The sequence below is a fragment of the Corynebacterium provencense genome, assembly GCA_900049755.1.
GTDB classification, from domain to species: domain Bacteria; phylum Actinomycetota; class Actinomycetes; order Mycobacteriales; family Mycobacteriaceae; genus Corynebacterium; species Corynebacterium neomassiliense.
Map to the genome: position 1 here is coordinate 655958 of LT160592.1, position 20682 is coordinate 676639.

Here is a 20682-nt window from a genome sequence, read left to right on the forward strand (position 1 = left end):
CCCTGCAGGCTACCCGACCGGGGCGGCGCGGCCGACGGCACCGTCGGTGCTGCCGGGGTCGTCGGAGACACCGGAACCCACGGACAGTTCCTCCGGCGAGGACGCCACAATCCAGGTGTCCCGCCCCCCGCCGCCCCGGGAGGAGTTGACGATCAGCGACCCCGCCCGGGCCACCCGGGTGAGCCCCGCCGGCACGGTCGAGGCCCCCGAACCGGTGAGAAGACTGAACATCCGCAGGTCCACGTGCCGACGGGTACCGTCGAGCGCCGGGAGGGTCGACAGTTCCACCCGTTCCTGGGCGATGAACGCCTCAGGTCTGGCGAGGATCTCCGCCCTCCGCTCCGCCAGGCGGGCACCACTGCATTCGGGCCCGATGGTGATACCGGCCCCTCCGTAACCGTCGACAGGTTTGACGACGAGTTCGTCCAGACGGTCCAGAACCTCCATCCGCTGCGAAGGATCCGCGCACAGCCAGGTCGGCACCTGCCCCAGCCGGGGCTCCTCGCCCAGGTAGAAACGCACCATCTCCGGAACCGAGGCGTAGACCGCCTTGTCGTCGGCCAGCCCGTTGCCCGGCGCATTCGCCATGCCCACCGTGCCCGCGGCAAGGGGCCCACCGATCCCCGGCACCCCTTCCGCCAGCCGGTTCTCCTCGACCCGCAGGTAGATCACGTCGACCCGCCTTCCCGAGGCAAGATCGACCACGACCGGCACTCCCCCGTCCTGTTCGACCCGCAGCAGGTCACAGGTCCTGATGTGGAATCCGCCCGCCTCGGCGACCGCCCGCTGCTCCGCCCTCGTCGGGTCGTGGTCACCTTCGGAGACGATGACGACATGGCGGGACGCCGCGTCGGGTCCGGACGGCAGATCCGGATGAGGTGGTGGCGCGGCGTCCTCCACTGTCGCGCAGAACATCTCCAGGGCACCGGTCACGGGCCGCAACCGGTCCCGGACCCCGGCCAGGAGCTCCGGCCAGTGGTCACGGGTCACAGACCTGGCCGCCAGTGCGAAGGTCAGACCGGAGGGCATGCGGACATTGTCCTCCAGCACCGCCCACCTGCCCCGGTCGTCGCAGACCAGGTCCGCACCGGCGACACGGGTGCGCACACGGCCTGCGGGGTAGCTGCGTCCGAGGGGGGTGTACCCCGGTGACCGGGCGATGATTGCGGCGTCCATGCGACCGGCCCGGACGATGGCGGCGTCCTCCGGGGAATCCACGGTGTAGACGTCGTCGAGAAAGCGGTCGAGGGCGCGGGTCCGCTGTTCCACCCCGCGGGCGAGCCGGTCCCACGTCGCTGCTCCGATGACGCGGGGCACGGGTTCGATGTCGAAGACTTCGTGACCGTGCAGTTTCCCGTCGGCGTCCTTGACCCCGAAGGTGACGCCGCGGGCGACGAGGTCGGAGTCTGCGGCGCGGCGACGGGACGCCACGTCCGAGGGGTCCAGGGTGTCGATGATCTCCAGGGGCTCCATCTGCCCAGGGTAGACCGAGGTTCTCCGATCCGCAGCGCAGCCGGGGAACCGGACCGGGGAACCTGACGGGTGTCCGGCAGGGACGGCGGCCGGAACCTCCACCGCGTCCGTCCACCGCGTCCGTCCACCGCGTATAACAGACTCATGCCTGATTTCACCCTCACCCCCGGCGTACTCGCAGGGCTGCGCAGTGCGGCCGACGACCCCGCTCTACGGATCGCCACCAATGCCGTCACCTCGACCGACGTGGACGGTGTCACCCTCAACCGGGCCGCGGTCACCTCGGTCGACCCGACGACCGAGGTGAAACTCGACTCACTTTCGGTGACCGACCAGAAGCAGTCCGGCCGGTGCTGGATGTTCGCCGGCCTCAACGTGTTCCGGCACCGTATCGCCGGGTCACTGGGCACCTCGGACTTCGAGTTCTCCGAGACCCACCTCCAGTTCCACGACAAACTGGAGAAGTCCTACCGGACACTGCGCAGACTTGACGAACTGTTCCGCTCCGGTGTCACCGACCTCGACGACCGGCTCGTCGCCGCTCTGCTGGCCCACCCCGCCGACGACGGCGGCCAGTGGAACTACCTGGTGAACCTGATCGGGAAGTACGGGGTGATGCCGAAGCAGGCCATGGGTGAGACCTACGCCTCCGGCCTGACCCGGCAGCTCGACTCCGCCCTGTCGACCACGGTGAGGGCCACCGCCTGGAAGCTGCGGGAGGCTGCACTCGGCGGGGCCGGGGCATCGTCCACCGAACCCCTGGTCCGTGCGGGAATGCGGGACGTCCACCGGGTCATCTCCGTCCACCTGGGAGTTCCCCCGGCCACCTTCACGTGGAAGTACCGGGACAAGGACGGGGAGTTCCACGACGAGGGCACCCTCACCCCGCTGCAGTTCCGCGACCGGGTCCTGGGAGACGACCTCACCGGAGGTCTGGACAACTACATCAGTGTCGTCAACGACCCCCGCGGGGAGAATCCCTACGGCGCGGCCTACACCGTCGCCGAAGAGACGAACATGTGGGGCACCCCGGACTTCTCCTACGTCAACGCCGACATCTCCGACCTGCGACGGATCGCGACGGCGTCCCTGGACGCCGGGGAACCGGTGTGGTTCGCCTGCGACGTCAACAGGCAGTTCGCCGCGGCCCTGGGAATCTGGGACAGGGACCTGTATGAACGGGACGCCCTGTACGGCACCGACTCTTCCCGGGGAACCGGATCGTCGAAGGCGGAGCAGATGCGCAGCCGGGAGTCCATGCTCACCCACGGTATGGTCCTCACCGGACACGACCCCGCCGCGGGTACCTGGAGGGTGGAGAACTCCTGGGGGACGAAGAGTCACGGTGAGCACGCGAAACTCGCCGGAGCCGGTTCGATGAAGGGCTACGGGACGATGACTGACGCCTGGTTCGACGACAACGTCTTCCAGATCGTCGCACACCGCAGGTTCATCACCACCGCCACCGGCGACGACCTCCCCGGCCTGTCCGCACTGGACCGTGGTGACACCACCGTCCTCCCGGTCTGGGACGCGATGGCATGACCGTGACCACAGACGCGACAGGCAGCAGGAGCACCACAGACACCGGAGACACCGGAGACTCCGGAGACAAGGAGAGCAGCGTGACAGTCACCGACACCGCCGGCACCACCGGCACAGTCACCACCGGCCCGGCCGGCATCAGCCCGGAATTCCTCGACGGGCTCAACAGCTCCGTGGAAGCCGATCCTGCATGGCGGACCGCACGTAACGCTGCGACCGCGACGGACATCAGCAAGATCACCCTCGACCGCAGCATTCTGGCGTCCACTGACCCCACCACCTCGGTCAAGGTCGACACGTGGTCGGTGACCGACCAGATGCGTTCCGGCCGGTGCTGGATTTTCGCGGGCCTGAACTCGCTGCGCGGGAACATCATCGCCGACACCGGGGTGAAGGACCTGGAACTGTCCCAGGCATGGCTGCACTACTGGGACAAGCTGGAGAAGGCCAACTACTTCTTCACCGCGATGGTGGAACTCGCCGACAGGCCGACTGACGACCGTACGGTCCAGCACCTCCTCGACCATCCCGCCGAGGACGGGGGCCAGTGGAACATGTTCGTCGCGCTGGTCGAGAAGTACGGTGTGGTGCCGAAGTACGCCATGCCCGAGACCTGGTCGTCGTCGCACACCGCGAAGATGAACCGTGACATCGCCACAGCCACTCGGACCGGTGCGCTCCGTATCCGCGAGACCGTCAACACCGGAGCCGGGGACGCCGAGGTCAGCCGTGTCCACCGTGAGGCCCTGGGGTCTGTGCACCGGATCCTCACCGCCCACCTCGGTGTCCCCCCCGAGGAGTTTGTCTGGCAGTACCGCGACTCCGACGGTGAGTTCCACCGGGAGGGCACCGTCACCCCGCTGCAGTTCGCGCGGCGTTACCTGCCGGACGATCTCGGGGAGTACGTGTGTCTCGTCAACGACCCCCGGGACTCGTCTCCCTACGGCGAACTGTTCACGGTGGATTACCTGGGCAATGTTGTCGGAGCTGATCCGGTGACCTACCTCAACGTGCCCCCGGAGGTTCTCCGGACGGTGGCGGTGGACGCCCTGGGAGACGGCAGGCCGGTGTGGTTCGGTTGCGACACGGCCGCCCAGTGTGACCGTGAGCGGGGGGTGTGGGACGCCCGGCTGCACGACTACACCGGTTTCTACGGGGTGGAACTGGGTACGGACGCGATGAACAAGCAGCAGCGTCTGCTCACCGGGGAGTCGCTGATGACCCACGCCATGGTCTTCACCGGTGTCGACCTGGATGAGGCGGGAAACCCGGTGAAATGGAGGGTGGAGAACTCCTGGGGGTCGAAGAACGCCGACAAGGGCTTCTGGACGATGAACGACTCCTGGTTCGGCGAGTACGTCTTCGCGCTCGCCGTCCACCGCGACCGGCTGCCTGAGGAATACCGGTCAGTGCTTGACAGTGGCACTGACGGGGCCCCTGCCCCGCACGTCCTGCCCGCCTGGGACCCCATGGGGGCACTGGCGGACTGACCTCCCGAGAAGACCGGCACAGAAGTACCGGGCTTTCCTCACCCCTGGAGCCGGTGGGAGCTGACGAACGCCCAGACCTCGGTCGTGGCGTCCAGCGAGTAACTGGTGGCCCGGGCGGCGTTGCTCGCCGCCCTTCTGCTGCCTGCCTCTGCACCGCCGGACGTGCCCGTGGCGTCCCCCGGCCAGGTATGTCCGCCGTCGCCGACGCGCAGGTGGACGACGTCACGGTCCCCGTCGCACATGGGCCACTGGACCCTGCGGACGTCATCGGCGAGCGCGGTGGTCACCGGGTCCGGCGCACATCCGTTCCGGTCCGCGACCACCTCGGCGCGCTCCCGGGCCGGCTGGTAGACCGTCCCGTGCCGGCTGCCTCCGTTGTAGCCGATGACCGGGTCCTGTACACCGTGGATCTCGAGGAACGAGGTGGACGGCGTCCTGCAGTCCTTCCCTGTCCCCGGGTAGTAGGCGCCGGCGACCGACGCCACCGCGGCGAAGGTCTCCGGCATCCGGCAGGCCAGCTTGGCCACGAAACCGCCCCCGTTCGACATGCCCGTCGCGTAGATACGCGAAGAGTCCACGTTGTAGGTGCTGTTCAACGCGGCGAGCATGTCACGGGTGAACCTGAGGTCATCACCGTCGGAGGTCTGCGAGTACGGTGCACCCTCCCAGGTGTTGCCCACCCCCTGCATGAACACGACTATCGCCGGCAGGTCGTCGAGGCGGGAGAAGGTTCGCATCTCCGAAGGGGTCTGTCCGTACCCCGGATATGCGAGGAGGACCGGGGTCGGGGTCCCCGGGTGGTAGTCCTCCGGCAGGGCCAGTATCGCCGACCGGGTCACACCCGCACTGTCCACTGTCACCCGTCCGGTCTCCCCGGGGGCGGGGCCGGTGAGTAGCTCACCCTTCCCGAGGTCGGCGGACACGGAAGCGGTGTTGTCGACAGCCGTCCGTGCCACCGTGCCGTGCCGGTAGGCTTCGAGAACCTCCGGTGCCTCACCGACCGCGGCACGGGAGGAGTAGACCGCGACACCGGCTGTCACCGCGAGCGCGACGACAGTGCCGGTGAGACGCAGACGATTCTTCCGGTGTGGGGTGGTCGGGTCAGCGTGTCGCACTCCCCCGTTCTATAGGCTCCAGGGGCGGGGGTCAATGTGGCGTACATCAAAATGTTGATTATGAAGACAATGTTGTTTGGCAAGGTATATCGTCTCGGTCCATGACGTTTCTCCGATTCCGATCTGCCCCGGGTCACACCGGTACCCTCACCCGGGTTCTCGCCCGCCGTCACCCACGCCGGTCGGCACACCTGCACACGCACCGCTCCCCGACCGCTCCGCCGGTCCTGACCACCGCGCTCGCGGTGGCCACCGCACTCGCCGTGACAGTCTCGACCGTCACCCCCGCCACCGCCGGGGACGCCACGGTTCCCGGCGTTCCCCCGTCGCTCACAGCTTCCGACCCGACCATCGCGCTGCCCGCGGACGACCCGTTCTACACTCCGCCGGACCGGATCCCGGCAACCCCCGGATCCCTGATCCGCAGCCAGTTCGCCCCCCAGCTCCTCGACGCCTTCGACACCGGTGACGCCCCCGGCAGGGCGGACCGGATCCTGTACACCTCCACCACCCAGGACGGGGTGAAGGTCGCCACCAGCGGGGTGGTTCTCCAGCCCTCCGGGAAGTGGGACGGTCCCGGCCCGACCCCCACCGTCGTCTTCGCTCCGGGGACCCGCGGTGCAGGAGACCACTGCGCCCCGTCCCGTTCCGGTGCCCTGCTCGCCGGGGTCGGGACGGACAACGGAACCCTGAACCTCAACATCAACTACGAGTACCCTTTCCACGCCCTGGCTTCCGCACTGGGCTACCGGGTCGTCGTCGTCGACCTCATCGGCCTCGGAACCCCCGGTCAGCACACCTACGTCAACCACACCGAGGAAGGTCACGCCGTACTCGACGGTGCACGCGCAGGACTGGAGTTCGCCGGAGCACCGGCGGACTCACCCGTGGCGTTCTTCGGGTATTCCCAGGGCGGCGGTGCCGCGGCAGGGGCAGCCGAACTCGCGGCGTCCTATGCGCCGGAACTGAATGTGCGTGGCACGTTCGCCGGAGCTCCCCCCGGAAGGCTCGACACCGTCGCCGGGGCCGTCGACGGCAATCTCATCGCGGGTGTGCTCGGCTACGCCCTCAACGGCGTGTGGGCCCGACACCCGGAACTGGTCTCCCTGAAGGACGAGTACTTCAACGAGGAGGGCCACCGATACGTCTCCTCCACGGCAGACGAGTGCATCATCACCTCAGTGCTCAACTGGGGTCTGCGGGACTCGCGCACTCTGACCCGGGACGGCAGGTCGTTCCCGGAGATCATCCGGGAGGATCCGCGCCTGCGCGACGTGCTGTCCGACACGAACCTGCGGCTGGGTTCACGCAGGCCCGCCTCCCCGGTTCTCATCGTCAACGGCAGAAACGATGACACGATCCCCTGGAGCCAGGCCCGGGACACTGCCGCCGACTACTGCTCGCTGGGAGCCACCGTGCAGTTCACCACGGAGGAGACCGCCTCGCTTCTCCCCCGCTCGGCGATCAACCATGCTGTGCCGTTGCTCACTCAGGCGGGCACGGCGTTCCGGTACATCAACGACCGGTTCAACAATGTGCCCGCACCCTCCAACTGCGGGGAACTGACGGAGTCTGCCGGGTCCGTGGACTGAGTCCGTGGACTGACGGCCCGGCGGCGGGCCGGGGCTGCAGGGTCGGCGGTGGGCCGGCCTGGCGGACCGGCTTGTCGGACCGGATTGTCGGGGCCCTTTCTCTTATAAACATCGCCGGCCTGGCGGACCGGCTTGTCGGACCGGATTGTCGGGGCCCGCAGGACCTCTGCCCCTGCCCGGGGGGTCTGAGCCTTCCGCCGTCGCGGACGGTACTGTACGGTCGTGCCCATGAACGGGGGAAATGACTGGGGAGAACTGGGACCGGATGATCTGCGGGGGGGCGGTGGAAGCTGCGCCTCCGGGGGGATGGCGTCGTGTCGTGCACCGGCTGTCACGTGGGAGGGTGAATCCCGGCGAATCCTCGCGGCAGGCGGCGGAGCGCGGGCTCCTCGACAGGATCAGGACGCCACTGCGCGGCGACCACAGGATCGCCGTGATGAGCCTGAAAGGTGGTGTGGGCAAGACCACCACCACTGTCACTCTCGGCGGGGTCTTCGCCTCACTGCGCGGTGACCGGGTCGTCGCGGTGGACGCCAACCCGGACCTGGGGACACTTGCACGCAGGGTGGGGGAACCCCCGGACGCCCCGACCGTCAGGGATCTGCTGGCCGTGCCCGACTTCTCCCGTTACCCACAGGTGAAGGCGTGCGCCAGTCAGTCCTCCAGCAGGCTCGAGGTCATCGGGTCGGACCGTGACCCGGCGGTGTCGGAGGCGTTCAGTGAGGACGACTACCGCCGCGCCGTCGACATCCTCCAGCACCACTACAACATCATTCTCACCGACTGCGGCACAGGACTTCTCCACAGTGCGATGGCCGGGGTACTGGACCTGGCGCACACCCTGGTCCTGGTCACCTCCCCCGCCCTCGACGGGGTGCAGTCTGCGGAGGCCACCCTCGACTGGCTGGAAGCCCACGGGCGAGGTGCTCTTGCTGCGAATGCTGTGGTCGTGGTCTCCGGCGCCCGCCCCGGGCAGGCTGCGGTGGATCCGGCGGTGCTTGTCAGTCATTTCGGTTCCCGGACCAGGGCGGTGTGCCCGGTCCCCTTTGACCGCCACCTGTCCGAGGGGGCGGTGGTGGATCTCGCCAGGTTGAGGCCCGCGACCCTGCTGGCGTACCGGGAACTGGCGGCGACCGTGGCGGAGGACTTCACCTCCTGGCACCGCCACGCCGCCGTCTGAGGGCACCCCGTTTCCCGCCACCGGCGCCCTCACCTGTCACCGGAAGTCCCGGGAGCGTCCTGCCAGCACCTCGGCGGTCTCCAGCGCCGACAACTGGTCCGCGCGGACTGTCGCCGCCCCGTTCGCGTTCTCCACGATGCCCCGGACCATCAGCATCCCCGCCCCGGAAGCCACCGCCCTGCGTGCCCGCCACAGTCCCGGGGAGACCATCACGTTGACCAGACCTGTCTCGTCCTCCAGACCGAGGAAAGTCACCCCACCCGCCGTCGCGGGCCGCTGACGGTGGGTCACCACTCCGGCGACGAGGATGCGCCGCCCGTCCTCCACCGACAGCAGGGATTCCGCCGGAACCACCGGAAAGGGTCCGGGCCAGGCGTCGAGTGTCCTGCGCAGCAGTCGGACGGGGTGACCGTCAGTGGTCACCCCTGTTTCGGCGATGTCCGCGGCCGCCAGTTCAAGGGCACTCATGCCGGGCAGCGCCGGTGTGGAGACCACGGAGATGCCGGGGAGCATCCCGGGTCTTTCCGTGGCCGCCTGGCCCGCCGCCCACACCGCCCGGCGACGCGTCAGCCCCAACGAGTCGCAGGCTCCTGCACGTGCCAGCGCCTCAACCTGGTCGACCCCGAGCCCGGCCTCCCTGGACAGGTCCGCCACCGTGCTGAACCGCCCCACCTTTCTCCTCGCCTCCACCATCGCTTCAGCAACCCCGGTACCGATGCCGCGGACGGAGGTGAGCCCCGGGCGGATGCCGCGGACGCGGGCACCGGGCTCCCCCACCTGTCCCCGGCCGTCAGCGTCACGGACCGTCTCGACCGTCGCCCCGACGCCCGAGAAGTTCACGTCGACGGGCAGGACGGGGACACCGTGGCGTCGGGCGTCGGCGATGAGTGACTGAGGGGAGTAGAAGCCCATGGGCTGGGCGCGCAGCAGTGCCACACAGAACTCCGCCGGATAGTGGTACTTGAACCATGCGGAGAAGTACACCAGTGAGGCGAAGGACTGGGCGTGGGACTCCGGGAAACCGTAGGAGGCGAAGGCGACGACTTTCTTCCACAGACTGTCGGCCACCTCCCCGGTCAACCCGTGGAGCCGCTCTGCCCCGGAGAGGAACCGTGAACGCATCCGCTCCATCTTCTGCGGTGAGCGTTTCGACCCCATGGCCCGGCGGAGACTGTCCGCCTCGGCGGCGCTGAATCCGGCGACGACCACCGCGATCTGCATGAGCTGCTCCTGGAACAGGGGGACGCCCAGGGTCCTCCTGAGCACCGGTTCCAGACAGGGGTGGTCGTAGGTGACGGGTTCCTCACCGTTCCTGCGTCGTATGTAGGGGTGCACGGACCCTCCCTGGATCGGCCCCGGACGGATGAGCGACACCTCGACGACCAGGTCGTAGAAGGTCCGTGGCCTCAGCCGGGGAAGTGTCGCGAGCTGGGCACGGGACTCCACCTGGAAGACGCCCACGGCGTCCGCCCTGGCGAGCATGGCGTAGACCTCCGGGTCGGTGGGGGCGAGCTGCCACAGTTCGATCCTCTTGCCGGTGGTCTCCTCCACCAGGTCGACACAGTGGTGCAGTGCCTCGAGCATGCCGAGTCCCAGCAGATCGAACTTCACCAGTCCGACTGCCGCGCAGTCGTCCTTGTCCCACTGCACCACCGAGCGGTCCGCCCGGCGCGCCCACTCCACCGGGACGACATCGGAGACAGGGCGGTCACAGATCACCATTCCACCGGAGTGGATGCCGAGGTGGCGAGGTTGTCCGAGCAGCCGGGAGGCCAGGTCCGTGACCGGCGCCGGCGGGTCCTCCACCCCCCGGGACCAGGCGTCCACCCGTCCAGGGTCGTGTCCCAGGGCGCGCGCGGCATCCCTCAACGCACCTTTACGCCGGTAGGTGATGACATTGGCGACCTGGGCGGCGTAGTCCCTGCCGTACCTGTCGTAGACGTACTGGATCACCTCCTCACGTCGGGTGGACTCGATGTCCAGGTCGATGTCCGGAGGACCGTCCCGCTCCGGGGAGAGGAACCGCTCGAACAGCAGGTCCGCTGCGACGGCGTCGACGTTGGTGATGCCGAGGGCGAAGCAGACGGCGGAGTTGGCCGCCGAACCACGACCCTGGCAGAAGATCCCCGATCTGCGGCAGAAGTCGACGATGTCGTGGACGATGAGGAAATACCCCGGGAAGTCGAGCTGCTCGATGATGGCCAGCTCATGGTCGATGACTTCCCGGGCCCGCGGGTTGGTCTCCTGCGGGCCGTACCGTCGGTCCGCTCCTCTGCGGGTCAGTTCCCTCAGCCACTCCATGTCACTCCAGCCGTCGGGGACGTCGGCGTGGGGCAGGCCGGGAGCGACAAGGTTGAGCGTGAAGGCGCATCCTGCGGCTATCTCCGCACTCCTGACCACGGCGTCCCTCAGCCAGGTGCAGTCACCTGCGGCGTCCAGCATCTCCTCCCCCGACCGCAGCCACGGCCCGCCGAGCGGGTGGGTTACCGGGGATGCGGCGGTGACGTCGGTCCTGCCGTTCAACGCGGCCTTCGCCCCCGCCAGCCGGGAGGACGCCGGGGTCGGGCAGGTCACGGCACCGCTCACCGTCTCCCTGACACCGTGTGCCTGTGCCAGCCCGTGGAGGGCCAGGTTCCGGTCGACGTCCTCCGGGCTCATGGTGAGCTGCAGTTCGATGACACAGCACTCCGCTCCGAAGGCCTCGATGATGTCCGTCACCCCGGCTCCGCTGTCCAGGTGACCGTGGTCGATGAGCACGGTCCAGTGGCCGCCGGCGGCGTCAGCCAGTTCCGACAGTCCCGGGTAGGTGACGGTGGCTTTGTCACGGTGCCCGCCCGAGCCGAGTCTGGCCCGGGTGATCACGTGGGACAGTCTGCGGTACCCCTCCGGTCCCCGGCAGAGCACGGTCAACGGTGCCGACCCCGGACCGTTGACACTGAGCTCCGCTCCGAAGACCGTGGCGGGGCCGCAGCCGGTCCGGGAGATGTACCCGGCGGCCGCGGTGGCGAAACGGGCGGCACCGTACAGGCCGTCCCTGTCGACCAGTGCCAGGGCGGTGAGGCCGAGGGACGCCGCGGTGGCGACCATCTCCTCCGGGTCTCCTGCACCGCGGAGGAAATTGTAGGATCCTGCGGCGTGGAGTTCTGCGAAAGGCACCGGTGCTGCCGCACCGGTGTTCCGGCGGGCAGGGCCGGTCAGGTCGGCGGACACGTCGGAGTTCCAGAGGGTGTCGCGTCCGCTCTCCCCCACACCGACGGCATGCAGTGGTCCGGAGTCCTTCCCCGAGAGCAGTCTCTCCAGACGTGACCAGTTGAGCGGACCACCACGACTGAACATATGTTCGAATATAGCAGATGTGCGGAAGCTTTGGCGCGAACCGCTTCTCCCGGCGCTGCCGGAGATACGGGAACGGGGGACAGGAAAAGAGGAAAGCAACTAGGGTTGCCGGAATGGCACAGCAGCACCGCACCGACCACCTGCTGGACCGTGTGGGACCCCGCCTCCGGGCGACCCGCACCGCCCGCGGGCTCACCCTCGCCGACGTCTCCGAGGGCACCGGGATCTCACGCAGCACCCTGTCCCGGCTCGAATCCGGGAAACGTCGCCCCTCCCTCGACCTTCTCCTCCCCCTCGCCGAACTCTTCCGGGTCTCCCTCGACGACCTCGTCGGCTCACCTGGGACCGGGGACCCGAGGATCGACATCCGGCCACTCACCCGTGGCGGAGTGGTCCACCTCGACCTGGGAGGGGAGGGACCGGTCTCGGCACACAAGACGGTGGTCCCCGGGACCCGTCGCCCGCAGGACCGGGTTCCGGACATGCGGTCCCACCCGGGACGGGAGTGGATCTACGTCCTCGCCGGCACCCTGAGACTGGTCCTCGACGGCCATGAATACACGGTGGAGCCCGGGGAATCCGCGGAGTTCGACTGCACCCTTCCCCACTGGTTCGGCGCCGGCGGCCCGCAGGCCGTGGAATACCTCGGCCTCAGCAGTCGCAGCGGCGAACGGGTGCACCTGAACGCCACCGTGCCGGACCCCTCAGAATCAGCGTGAAAGGAACTCGACTAGACAGAGCGGTCCGTTAAACGGTAGTACTACTACAATCATCCGGACACTTCCGGATCTGACGTCCAGGCACCACCCAGCACAGGAGAATCCATGCATATCCGCCGTACCCCGCTGTTCCGCAAGGCCGCAGCCGTCGCAGTCACCCTCGGTCTCGCCGCCGGCATCACCGCCTGCGCCTCAGACGGATCCGACGACGACGTCATCACCATCGGCTCCACCGAAGCGGACAAGAGCCAGTGGAAGGTCTTCCAGGAGAAGGCCAAGGCAGCAGGTCTCAACGTGGAGATGAAGGGGTTCACGGACTACAACACTCCGAACCAGGCACTCAATGAAGGTGACCTGGACGTCAACCAGTTCCAGCACATCCAGTTCCTCGCCGAGTACAACGTGAAGTCCGGCACCGACCTCAAGGTCCTTGGATCAACGGAGATCTTCCCGATGGGGATCTACGCCAAGGACGCCAAGACAGTCGATGACATCGCAAAAGCCGGCGAAGTGGTCATCCCCAACGACAACACCAACGGTGGACGTGCGATCTTCGTGCTTGAGAAGGCCGGTCTGGTGACCCTGAAGAAAGACAACCTCGTCGCACCGACCCCCGCGGACATCGACACCGACAAGTCCAAGGTCAAGGTCACCGCTGTCGACGCGTCACAGACCGCGGTCGCCTACAACGACGGCAAGGTCGCGGCGATCAACAACAACTTCATGGTCTCCGCCGGCGTCACCCCCGACAACGCCATCGTCAAGGACAACCCGGACGATCCTGCCGCCGCCCCCTACATCAACGTCTGGGCGACCAGGGCAGACCAGGTGAACAACGAAGACTACCTGAAGCTGGTCGAGATCTTCCACGACCCGGAGGTCCAGAAGGCCGTCCAGGAGGACACCTCCGGTTCCGCCGTCGAGGTCAAGAAGTCCCAGGACGAACTCAACAAGATCCTCTCCGACACCGAAGAGCAGTTCCGCAACGAAGGCGCCGGCGAGTAACATGTCGGACCCCGCAGCCCGGACCGGCACATCCGTCGAGTTCCGGCACGTCAACAAGACCTTCCGTCAGGGAAAGAAGCAGATCGTCGCTCTCGACGACGTCTCCATCGACATCCCCGGCGGGTCGATCGTCGGCATCATCGGATACTCCGGTGCCGGAAAATCGACCCTGGTCCGCCAGATCAACGGACTGGACGTCCCCGACAGCGGCGAGATTCTCCTTGACGGGAAGAACATCGTCGGATACTCGGAGCGGCAGCTGCGGGACATCCGCCGCGACATCGGCATGATCTTCCAGCAGTTCAACCTGCTGACCTCCCGCACAGTTGCAGGCAACGTCGCCTACCCGCTGAAACTGCAGGGAATGTCCCGTCAGGACCGGGAGGCACGGGTCACGGAGCTCCTCGAGTTCGTCGGACTGGCGGACAAGGGGAAGTCATGGCCTGAACAGCTCTCCGGCGGGCAGAAGCAGCGCGTGGGCATCGCCCGTGCCCTGGCCACGAACCCCTCCCTGCTCCTGGCGGATGAGGCGACCTCCGCACTCGACCCCTCCACGACCCGCGAGGTTCTGGAACTGCTGCGCAAGGTCAACGAGGAGTTCGGGATCACCATCGTCGTCATCACCCACGAGATGGAGGTCGTGCGCACCATCGCGGACACTGTTGTGGTGATGCAGCAGGGCAAGGTTGTCGAGAAGGGCAGCGTCTACGAGGTCTTCTCTTCACCGAAGACCGACGTCGCCGCCAACTTCGTGGCCACCTCACTGCGCAACACCCCGGACCTCATCGAGGCATCCGACCTCAACACCGGGGTGGGTCGCCTGTTCACCGTCACGATGAAGGAGGGGGCAGGGTTCTTCCACGCCGTGTCCGAAGCTGAGCGTGCCGGCGTGAGCGTCAACATCGTCCACGGCGGTGTGACAACGCTGCAGCAGCACTCCTTCGGCCGTCTCACCGTGCGGATGACCGCCACGGACGACGCCGGAGAACGGGCAGTCGACGAGTTCCACCGCTCCCTGTCCACCACGACCGAGATCGAGGAGATCCGATGACCGGCACAGACACCTCCGGTGTCCTCGACACCCTCATCCTCGCCAAGGACACCGACTGGGACTACCTCAGCCCCATCTTTCGGGACGCCATCGGGCAGACGCTCTACATGGCGATCTGGGGACTGGTCGGCGGTGGCCTGGCCGGTCTCGTCATCGGTCTCCTGCTCTACACGACCCGCAGCGGCGGGGTGCTGGCCAACCGCCCGGTGTTCTGGATCCTCAATCTGCTGGTCAACATCGTCCGTCCGGTCCCCTTCATCATCCTGCTGACCGCCCTGGGACCACTGACGAAGATCGTCGTCGGCACGATCCTCGGGATCAACGCCGCCACGTTCGCCATCATCATCGCAGCAGCCTTCGGCGCCGCCAGGATTGTCGAGCAGAACCTTGTCGGCATCGACCCGGGGGTCATCGAAGCTGCCCGTGCGATGGGCGCGTCACCGCTGCGGATCATCTTCACGGTGATCATCCCTGAAGCGTTGGGCCCACTGATCCTTGGCGCGACATTCATGTTCATCGCCATCGTCGACATGTCCGCGATGGCCGGTTACGTCGGTGCCGGCGGACTGGGCGACTTCGCCATCCAGTACGGTTACCGCGCCTTCGACAACAACGTCACCTACGTCACCCTGGTCGCGATCATCATCATCGTCCAGGTTGCCCAGCTCTTCGGCAACTGGCTGGCCCGGAAGATCATGCGCCGCTAGGTGCGTCAGTCTTCCCCGGAGATGTTCTCCGGGCCGGGGCTTTTCCGGGATTGATCCCGCTCCTGCCCCCCATTCAGAACAGCTCAGACGCCCGGCGGAGTCACCGCCGGGCGTTGTTGTCGTCCACGTCGCCGGCAACTGAGACAGCCACCCAGGACTTCCCTTCCTTCGGCCTGTCACCACAGGAGGAGACGACAGGGTAACACCTCTGTGATTCCAGGGTGACCGACCAGGTGCGTGCCTGCCCGCCACTGTCCGGCACAGCAGGTCTGGTCACGTGCACCACCTTCGTCGCCGCGCGTCCTCCGCTCTTCCCGGCCGAGGACGACTGTGGACTGTCCGGACCCGATTCGACGACCAGTTCACCCGGGGCGGCGGGGCGTCCGGCGTCTCTGAGGACTTCGGCGACAGCGAGCTCCGCGACCTGACCCGGAGCTCCCAGGGTTCCCCGTCCCCGGTTCCCCTCGACCGGCAGTTCACCGGCGAGGACGGTGGCGAACATGTCCACGGCCCGGTCGGCGTCGAGGGTCCCGAAGGAGTAGTTCCACGGCAGAAGGATCATCGACGGAGCGAAGCGGTGTCCTTTCGTGTGTGAGGACTCCCAGACCAACCCGGGGAACTTCCGTGCCAGTGCCGCCGCCGTCGGGCGTCCTTTCACCGCACAGCACCGGTCCCTCCTGCCGTGGGTGCAGACGAGCAGCAGAGGGTCACTGACTTTCTCCGCCCCGGGGGTGTGACCCGGTGTGGAGAGATCAACCTGCGTCAGCTCCTCCGGACCTGCCAGCTCCATCTTCTCCAGCACCGGCACCGCTGTGGAGGCGTCTGCGATGAAGAGTGTGACACTGCCGTGGTCCTTCTGCCCCTCCCGTCCGGGCCTGCGGATGAACTGCAGCTGTGCCCTGTTCGCCTTGAGCCAGCTCTTGACCTGTGCGGAGAGCTCTGCCCCCAGTGCTTCACCGTCGAGGATGTCCCTGCCCCAGCCTCGTGGATGCTCCAGTGCGAGGGTACGGGCCCCGGTTCTGGCTGTCCCCGGCAGGGGTTCCCGGGTCTGGTCGGAGCACAGTGCGGGGATTCCTGACCGCGGGTTTCGCGTTGTGGACATATCTGCACTCTAGTAGCTCGCCTCGATGATCCACTCACTTCCCCGACAGCGCAGAAGATGTGCCGCCGGCTCGTCGGTGGCGACCTGCAGCCGCGCGCACCGGTCCGCCTCCTGCGGGTTCCACCACCGCTCGTCGACAGGCCAGGGACCCGCCCAGCCGGTGACGGCACAGTCCCGGTCCCGGACGCGCAGCACTGCAGGCGGCGAACTCACGGCACCACGCCCGGTGACGACAATGTCCCGGCCGTCCACCCCGAGCAGGCGGACCGGTGTCTCTGCAACAAGTCCCGGCAGAGGGGCGGGAAGCTCCCCCTCCCACCTGCGTGTGGGCAGTGAGCGGATCTCCTCCGGATCCTCCTCCCCGTACGGTACGGTGACCACCCTGCCGACAACCCCGTGACCTCCCCGGAGAACCGGCCGCAGGACCGCCCGGGTGCCGATGAGTGCCTGGGCTCTGGCGGCGGCGGCACGCGCGGACCGGAGACCGTCGTCGGTCCCTCCCCACAACGGCTCGGCGATGCTTCCTGCAGGAACACACTCCACCGGGGTGAGCGTCACCGCACGTACCCCGTAGAGTCCCTCTCCCCCTTCTTCTGCCCCGTCATCTCCGGCAGACAGGATGCCGGGAATCTCTCCTGTGCGGGTACGGCCCCGGGAAAGGCCCCGGGAAAGACCCCGGGTCAGCCAGCCCTCCAGCTGCCACCGCACCCTCTGTGCCGTGTCCTCCTCGGTCAGCGGTTCCCTGCACCGCCAGAGTCTCTCCACCGTGTGTGGCCCGGTCCAGCCTGGAGGCGGGGCGAGGACAGCGGTGACCGCCAGACGCAGGCAGGCAGTTCCGGTGTCCGCGAGCGAGGAATGCAGTCCGGCGGCGGCCCGACGGGCGAGAAAGGCGGCCGTCTCCGTGGAACACACCGGCTCCTCCGGCTCCACCGTCACCCGGGGAGGACCGGAGACGTGCACGGGTGACACGGTCCTTTCCGGCTCCCCTGCGGCGGCACGGTGCCAGGCCGCGGCCACTGCCCCGAATCTTCCGACGACATCCCGTCGGGGAAGGGCCGCGAAATCCGCCAGAGTCCGGATCCCCAGACCGGAGAGGGTCTCCACCATGGCTACGGGCGCCCCGAGCACCGGTTCCGAGACCAGTACACCGAGCGGCAGTCCCGCAAGCCAGGACGCTGACCCTCCCCGAGGGACGTTCACCCCCGCAGCTGCCGCCCATACGGCTGTGACCAGTTCGTCCGCCACCCCGGCGAGACAGTCCGCCCCGGCGCGGGCGGCAGCGTCCACCAGCAGTTCCACGGCCCGGCTCTCCGAACCGTAGTAGCGGGTCAGGGACCGGGCAGAGACCGCGACCAGTCCCGGCCTCAGGGTCTCGACCGAAGCAGTGACCTGCTCCAACCCGGCGAGAACCTCCTCATGCGCCGCCCCTTCGGCACTCCGGTCGACGTCCCCGATGTTCAGCGAGGGGCAGATACCCAGGGCATGACGGGCCTTCATCCCGGTGACCACGCCGCTGCGCCGGGCGGCACCGTTGGCTGCGATGATCCGGTGGTCTTCCACGACCGCAGCCGGCGCGAGCAGGTCCCATCCCCTGGCACACGCGGCCACGTACACCTGCCAGTCCATGAACCGCAGGACAATGGTCCGGTTCCCGGGGCCTGTCACAGAGCCGGGACCGGTACCGCGACCTCTCCCCTGTACGTTCACTGCGCCCTCTCCAGCACTCCGGGTTCCTGCACCCCGGGTTCCTGCACTCCGGACAGTGCCTCATCCTGGACACCGGTCCGCTGTGCCGGGGTACCGACGCACTCCCGGAACGTCACGGGCGGCTGCCCCTGTCCGTGGGCGCTGCCGGACACCGTGACCCCACGGATCCGGCCGGACCCCCGTCCCAGTCCGGTCACCCCGTCGATCCTCCAGTCCAGATGGAGCCTGGCACCCGGCCATCCCCCACAGACCACCAGGGCACACCGGCTTCGCCGCAGCCTCGCCTCCACCGGGCGTGCCGCTGTCGGGGTGACAGGCATTTCCGTGCGGTGCACAACCAGGTCGAGCCCGTCGACGAGGGTTCCCAGCACTGCTCCGGTGTGGGGGGCCGGGTCCGGTACGACCACGGTCCGGTCCAGGTCTCCTCCGGCAGCTGCGACCGCGGCCAGTGCCAGACGGGGCCAGCCGACGACAGCCGCACATCCGCCTGCCGCGGTCACCGCAGAGACCAGTTCCACCAGGGCGGTGGGGCAGGCGGTCACGTCGGTGACAGCACCGCGTGGCAGGCCGCCCCTGACAAGGTGACGGCCCAGCCACTGCGGTACCACCAGTGAATCCTGCTCCTGCAGGGGGGCGACGGCGGGTGCCGGGGCGACCCCCTGCCCTCCCCCGGCGATGAGCGTGATACGACGACGCAGGTCATCGACCACATCAGCGATCGGAGAGGTTCCGTAGTCGGACATTGCACCCACGGAGAAGACCTCCCTTCGTCCCTGTTGAACTGGTGTTTCACGTCCCCTTTTTCTACACCGGGAACCGGAGGGGAGCGTCCCGACTCTCCCCAGTTATCAAACACCTGTTCTATAATATGGTCAAGCTGTCTCCTCCGGCTGTCTGTCGTTCCCCGGCACGGAACCGGAAAGACCCGGCCGGAGACGTCCTGCAGTGCAGAGACGATCCGGCCGGGCCTCACCCCGGACGACGCCGGGAGGCGTCACTCCCACTCGATGGTTCCCGGCGGCTTGCTTGTCACGTCCAGGACGACACGGTTGATCTCAGCGACCTCGTTGGTGATCCGGGTGGAGATACGCTCCAGCGTGTCATAGGGGACGCGGGTCCAGTCGGCGGTCATGGCGTCCTCACTGGTCACCGGCCGCAGCACCACAGGATGCCCGTAGGTACGGCCGTCGCCCTGTACGCCCACGGAACGGACGTCGGCGAGCAGGACGACAGGGCACTGCCAGATCGTGTCGTCCAGCCCCGCAGCTGTGAGCTCCTCACGTGCCACGGCGTCCGCCGCCCGCAGGATCTCCAGCCGCTCAGCGGTGACCTCACCGATGATGCGGATCCCCAGACCCGGGCCGGGGAACGGCTGACGGTTCACGATGACCTCGGGCAACCCCAGCTCACGCCCCACCGCACGGACCTCGTCCTTGAACAGCAGACGCAACGGCTCGACGAGGGTGAACTCGACATCGTCCGGCAGTCCGCCGACATTGTGGTGGCTCTTGATGTTCGCGGTACCGGAGCCACCGCCGGACTCCACGACATCCGGGTACAGGGTCCCCTGCACGAGGAAGTCGACGCTGGAACCCTCGGGGGCGTCGGCGAGCACACCGGCGACAGCACGCTCAAAGGAGCGGATGAACTCCGCGCCGATGGCTTTGCGCTTGGCCTCCGGGTCAGTCACCCCCGCCAGCTTCGACAGGAACGCCTCCCGCTCATCCACGGTGACGAGCCTGGCTCCGGTGGCGGCGACAAAGTCATGCTCGACCTGCTCCCGCTCTCCCTGCCGCAGCAGACCGTGGTCGACGAAGACACAGGTCAGACGGTCTCCGATGGCGCGCTGGACGATGGCGGCGGCGACAGCGGAATCCACCCCGCCGGACAGGCCGCAGATCGCACGGCCGGTCGGACCGACCTGCTCACGGACAGATTCGATGAGCTGCTCGGCGATGTTCCCGGCGGTCCACGTGGGCTCCAGGCCCGCGATGTCATAGAGGAAGCGGGTGAGGACCTCCTGGCCGTGCGGTGAATGCAGCACCTCCGGGTGGTACTGCACCCCCGCCATCTGCTTCGCCACACATTCGAAGGCCGCGACCGGGGCACCCGCGGAATGCGCGGTGACCTCGAAGCCTTCGGGAGCCTCCGAGACCGCGTCCCCGTGGCTCATCCAGACCTTGTGGGTCTTCTCGAAACCGGAGTGCAGTTTTCCGCCGTCGACGGTGACGTCGGTACGGCCGTACTCACGGTCACCTGTACGGGAGACCGTCCCCCCGAGGGCGTGCGTCATGGCCTGGAAGCCGTAGCAGATACCGAAGACGGGGACGCCGAGATCCAGCAGCCCCGGCTGCAGGGCGGGGGCACCGTCGGAGTAGACGGAGGAAGGCCCTCCCGAGAGAATGAGCGCCGCGGGATTCTTCGCGGCGATCTCCTCGGCGGACATGGTGTGCGGGACAACCTCGGAGTAGATCCGGGCTTCACGGACGCGACGGGCGATGAGCTGCGCGTACTGGGCACCGAAGTCCACCACGAGAACCGGACGGGGACTGCCCGGGGAACCGGGATTCTGCGAGTGTGTCACGCCGCTCACCTTACCTGACGCCCGCCCGCCGCCCGCGCGGGCTCCCTCCCGACGGTGGACCGGCCGGTGGACCGGC

15 protein-coding genes are annotated in these 20682 nt (G+C 67.9%); 8 read left to right on the top strand and 7 right to left on the bottom strand.

The window, feature by feature from the left end; translation table 11 throughout:
- Positions 1-9: 9 nt before the first annotated feature.
- The gene (locus BN3906_RS02910) at positions 10-1473 is read right to left on the bottom strand and encodes a circularly permuted type 2 ATP-grasp protein (protein WP_078057209.1); all 1464 of its coding nucleotides are present in this window, start codon (positions 1471-1473) and stop codon (positions 10-12) included.
- 144 nt (positions 1474-1617) lie between these two features.
- Between BN3906_RS02910 and BN3906_RS02915 the strand changes: the two genes are divergently transcribed.
- Both BN3906_RS02915 and BN3906_RS02920 read left to right on the top strand, forming a co-directional pair.
- A complete protein-coding gene (locus tag BN3906_RS02915; RefSeq protein WP_066585943.1) occupies positions 1618-3018 on the top strand; it encodes a C1 family peptidase in 1401 nt (466 codons plus the stop codon).
- Positions 3015-4508: a C1 family peptidase gene (locus BN3906_RS02920; RefSeq protein WP_078057065.1), complete on the top strand. Its 1494-nt coding sequence runs from the start codon at positions 3015-3017 to the stop codon at positions 4506-4508. The genes BN3906_RS02915 and BN3906_RS02920 overlap by 4 nt, the downstream gene beginning before the upstream one ends.
- 38 nt (positions 4509-4546) lie before the next feature.
- Here the strand turns inward: BN3906_RS02920 and BN3906_RS02925 are convergent, their stop codons facing one another.
- Positions 4547-5623 (bottom strand): CE1 family esterase, encoded by a 1077-nt coding sequence (locus BN3906_RS02925; RefSeq protein WP_066583849.1) that lies wholly within the window; start codon positions 5621-5623, stop codon positions 4547-4549.
- Between the two features lie 101 nt (positions 5624-5724).
- Here BN3906_RS02925 and BN3906_RS02930 point away from each other — a divergent pair, with 101 nt between their 5' ends.
- Positions 5725-7215, top strand: coding sequence for a lipase family protein (locus tag BN3906_RS02930; protein WP_078057066.1), 1491 nt, complete (start codon positions 5725-5727; stop codon positions 7213-7215).
- A gap of 241 nt (positions 7216-7456) precedes the next feature.
- Positions 7457-8395 (top strand): MinD/ParA family ATP-binding protein, encoded by a 939-nt coding sequence (locus BN3906_RS02935; protein WP_187119880.1) that lies wholly within the window; start codon positions 7457-7459, stop codon positions 8393-8395.
- Between the two features lie 36 nt (positions 8396-8431).
- Here the strand turns inward: BN3906_RS02935 and BN3906_RS02940 are convergent, their stop codons facing one another.
- A complete protein-coding gene (locus BN3906_RS02940; protein ID WP_066583852.1) occupies positions 8432-11731 on the bottom strand; it encodes an error-prone DNA polymerase in 3300 nt (1099 codons plus the stop codon).
- Positions 11732-11844: 113 nt separating this feature from the next.
- On the opposite strand from BN3906_RS02940, the gene BN3906_RS02945 reads away from it, so the two are divergent.
- From BN3906_RS02945 to BN3906_RS02960, 4 genes are all read left to right on the top strand, one after another.
- Positions 11845-12450, top strand: coding sequence for a helix-turn-helix domain-containing protein (locus BN3906_RS02945; protein ID WP_066583858.1), 606 nt, complete (start codon positions 11845-11847; stop codon positions 12448-12450).
- Between the two features lie 105 nt (positions 12451-12555).
- Positions 12556-13455, top strand: a complete 900-nt coding sequence (locus BN3906_RS02950; protein ID WP_066583861.1) for a MetQ/NlpA family ABC transporter substrate-binding protein — start codon at positions 12556-12558, stop codon at positions 13453-13455.
- Position 13456: 1 nt separating this feature from the next.
- Positions 13457-14506, top strand: a complete 1050-nt coding sequence (locus BN3906_RS02955; protein WP_066583864.1) for a methionine ABC transporter ATP-binding protein — start codon at positions 13457-13459, stop codon at positions 14504-14506.
- A complete protein-coding gene (locus tag BN3906_RS02960) occupies positions 14503-15213 on the top strand; it encodes a methionine ABC transporter permease (protein WP_066583867.1) in 711 nt (236 codons plus the stop codon). Before BN3906_RS02955 ends, BN3906_RS02960 begins: the two co-directional genes overlap by 4 nt.
- A 100-nt stretch (positions 15214-15313) precedes the next feature.
- Here the strand turns inward: BN3906_RS02960 and BN3906_RS02965 are convergent, their stop codons facing one another.
- From BN3906_RS02965 to guaA, 4 genes are all read right to left on the bottom strand, one after another.
- Positions 15314-16315, bottom strand: coding sequence for a ferredoxin family protein (locus BN3906_RS02965; RefSeq protein WP_066583869.1), 1002 nt, complete (start codon positions 16313-16315; stop codon positions 15314-15316).
- A 9-nt stretch (positions 16316-16324) separates the two neighbouring features.
- On the bottom strand, positions 16325-17941 hold the full coding sequence (locus BN3906_RS02970) for a Y-family DNA polymerase (protein WP_066585955.1): 1617 nt from the start codon (positions 17939-17941) through the stop codon (positions 16325-16327).
- A gap of 77 nt (positions 17942-18018) precedes the next feature.
- Positions 18019-18765 carry a DnaE2-dependent mutagenesis accessory factor ImuA' gene (gene imuA' / locus BN3906_RS02975; RefSeq protein ID WP_227871247.1) on the bottom strand — a complete coding sequence of 249 codons (747 nt, stop codon included), beginning with the start codon at positions 18763-18765 and terminating at the stop codon, positions 18019-18021.
- A gap of 251 nt (positions 18766-19016) precedes the next feature.
- Complete coding sequence (gene guaA / locus BN3906_RS02980) at positions 19017-20606, bottom strand: glutamine-hydrolyzing GMP synthase (protein WP_066583871.1); 1590 nt, start codon at positions 20604-20606, stop codon at positions 19017-19019.
- Between the last annotated feature and the right edge of the window lie 76 nt (positions 20607-20682).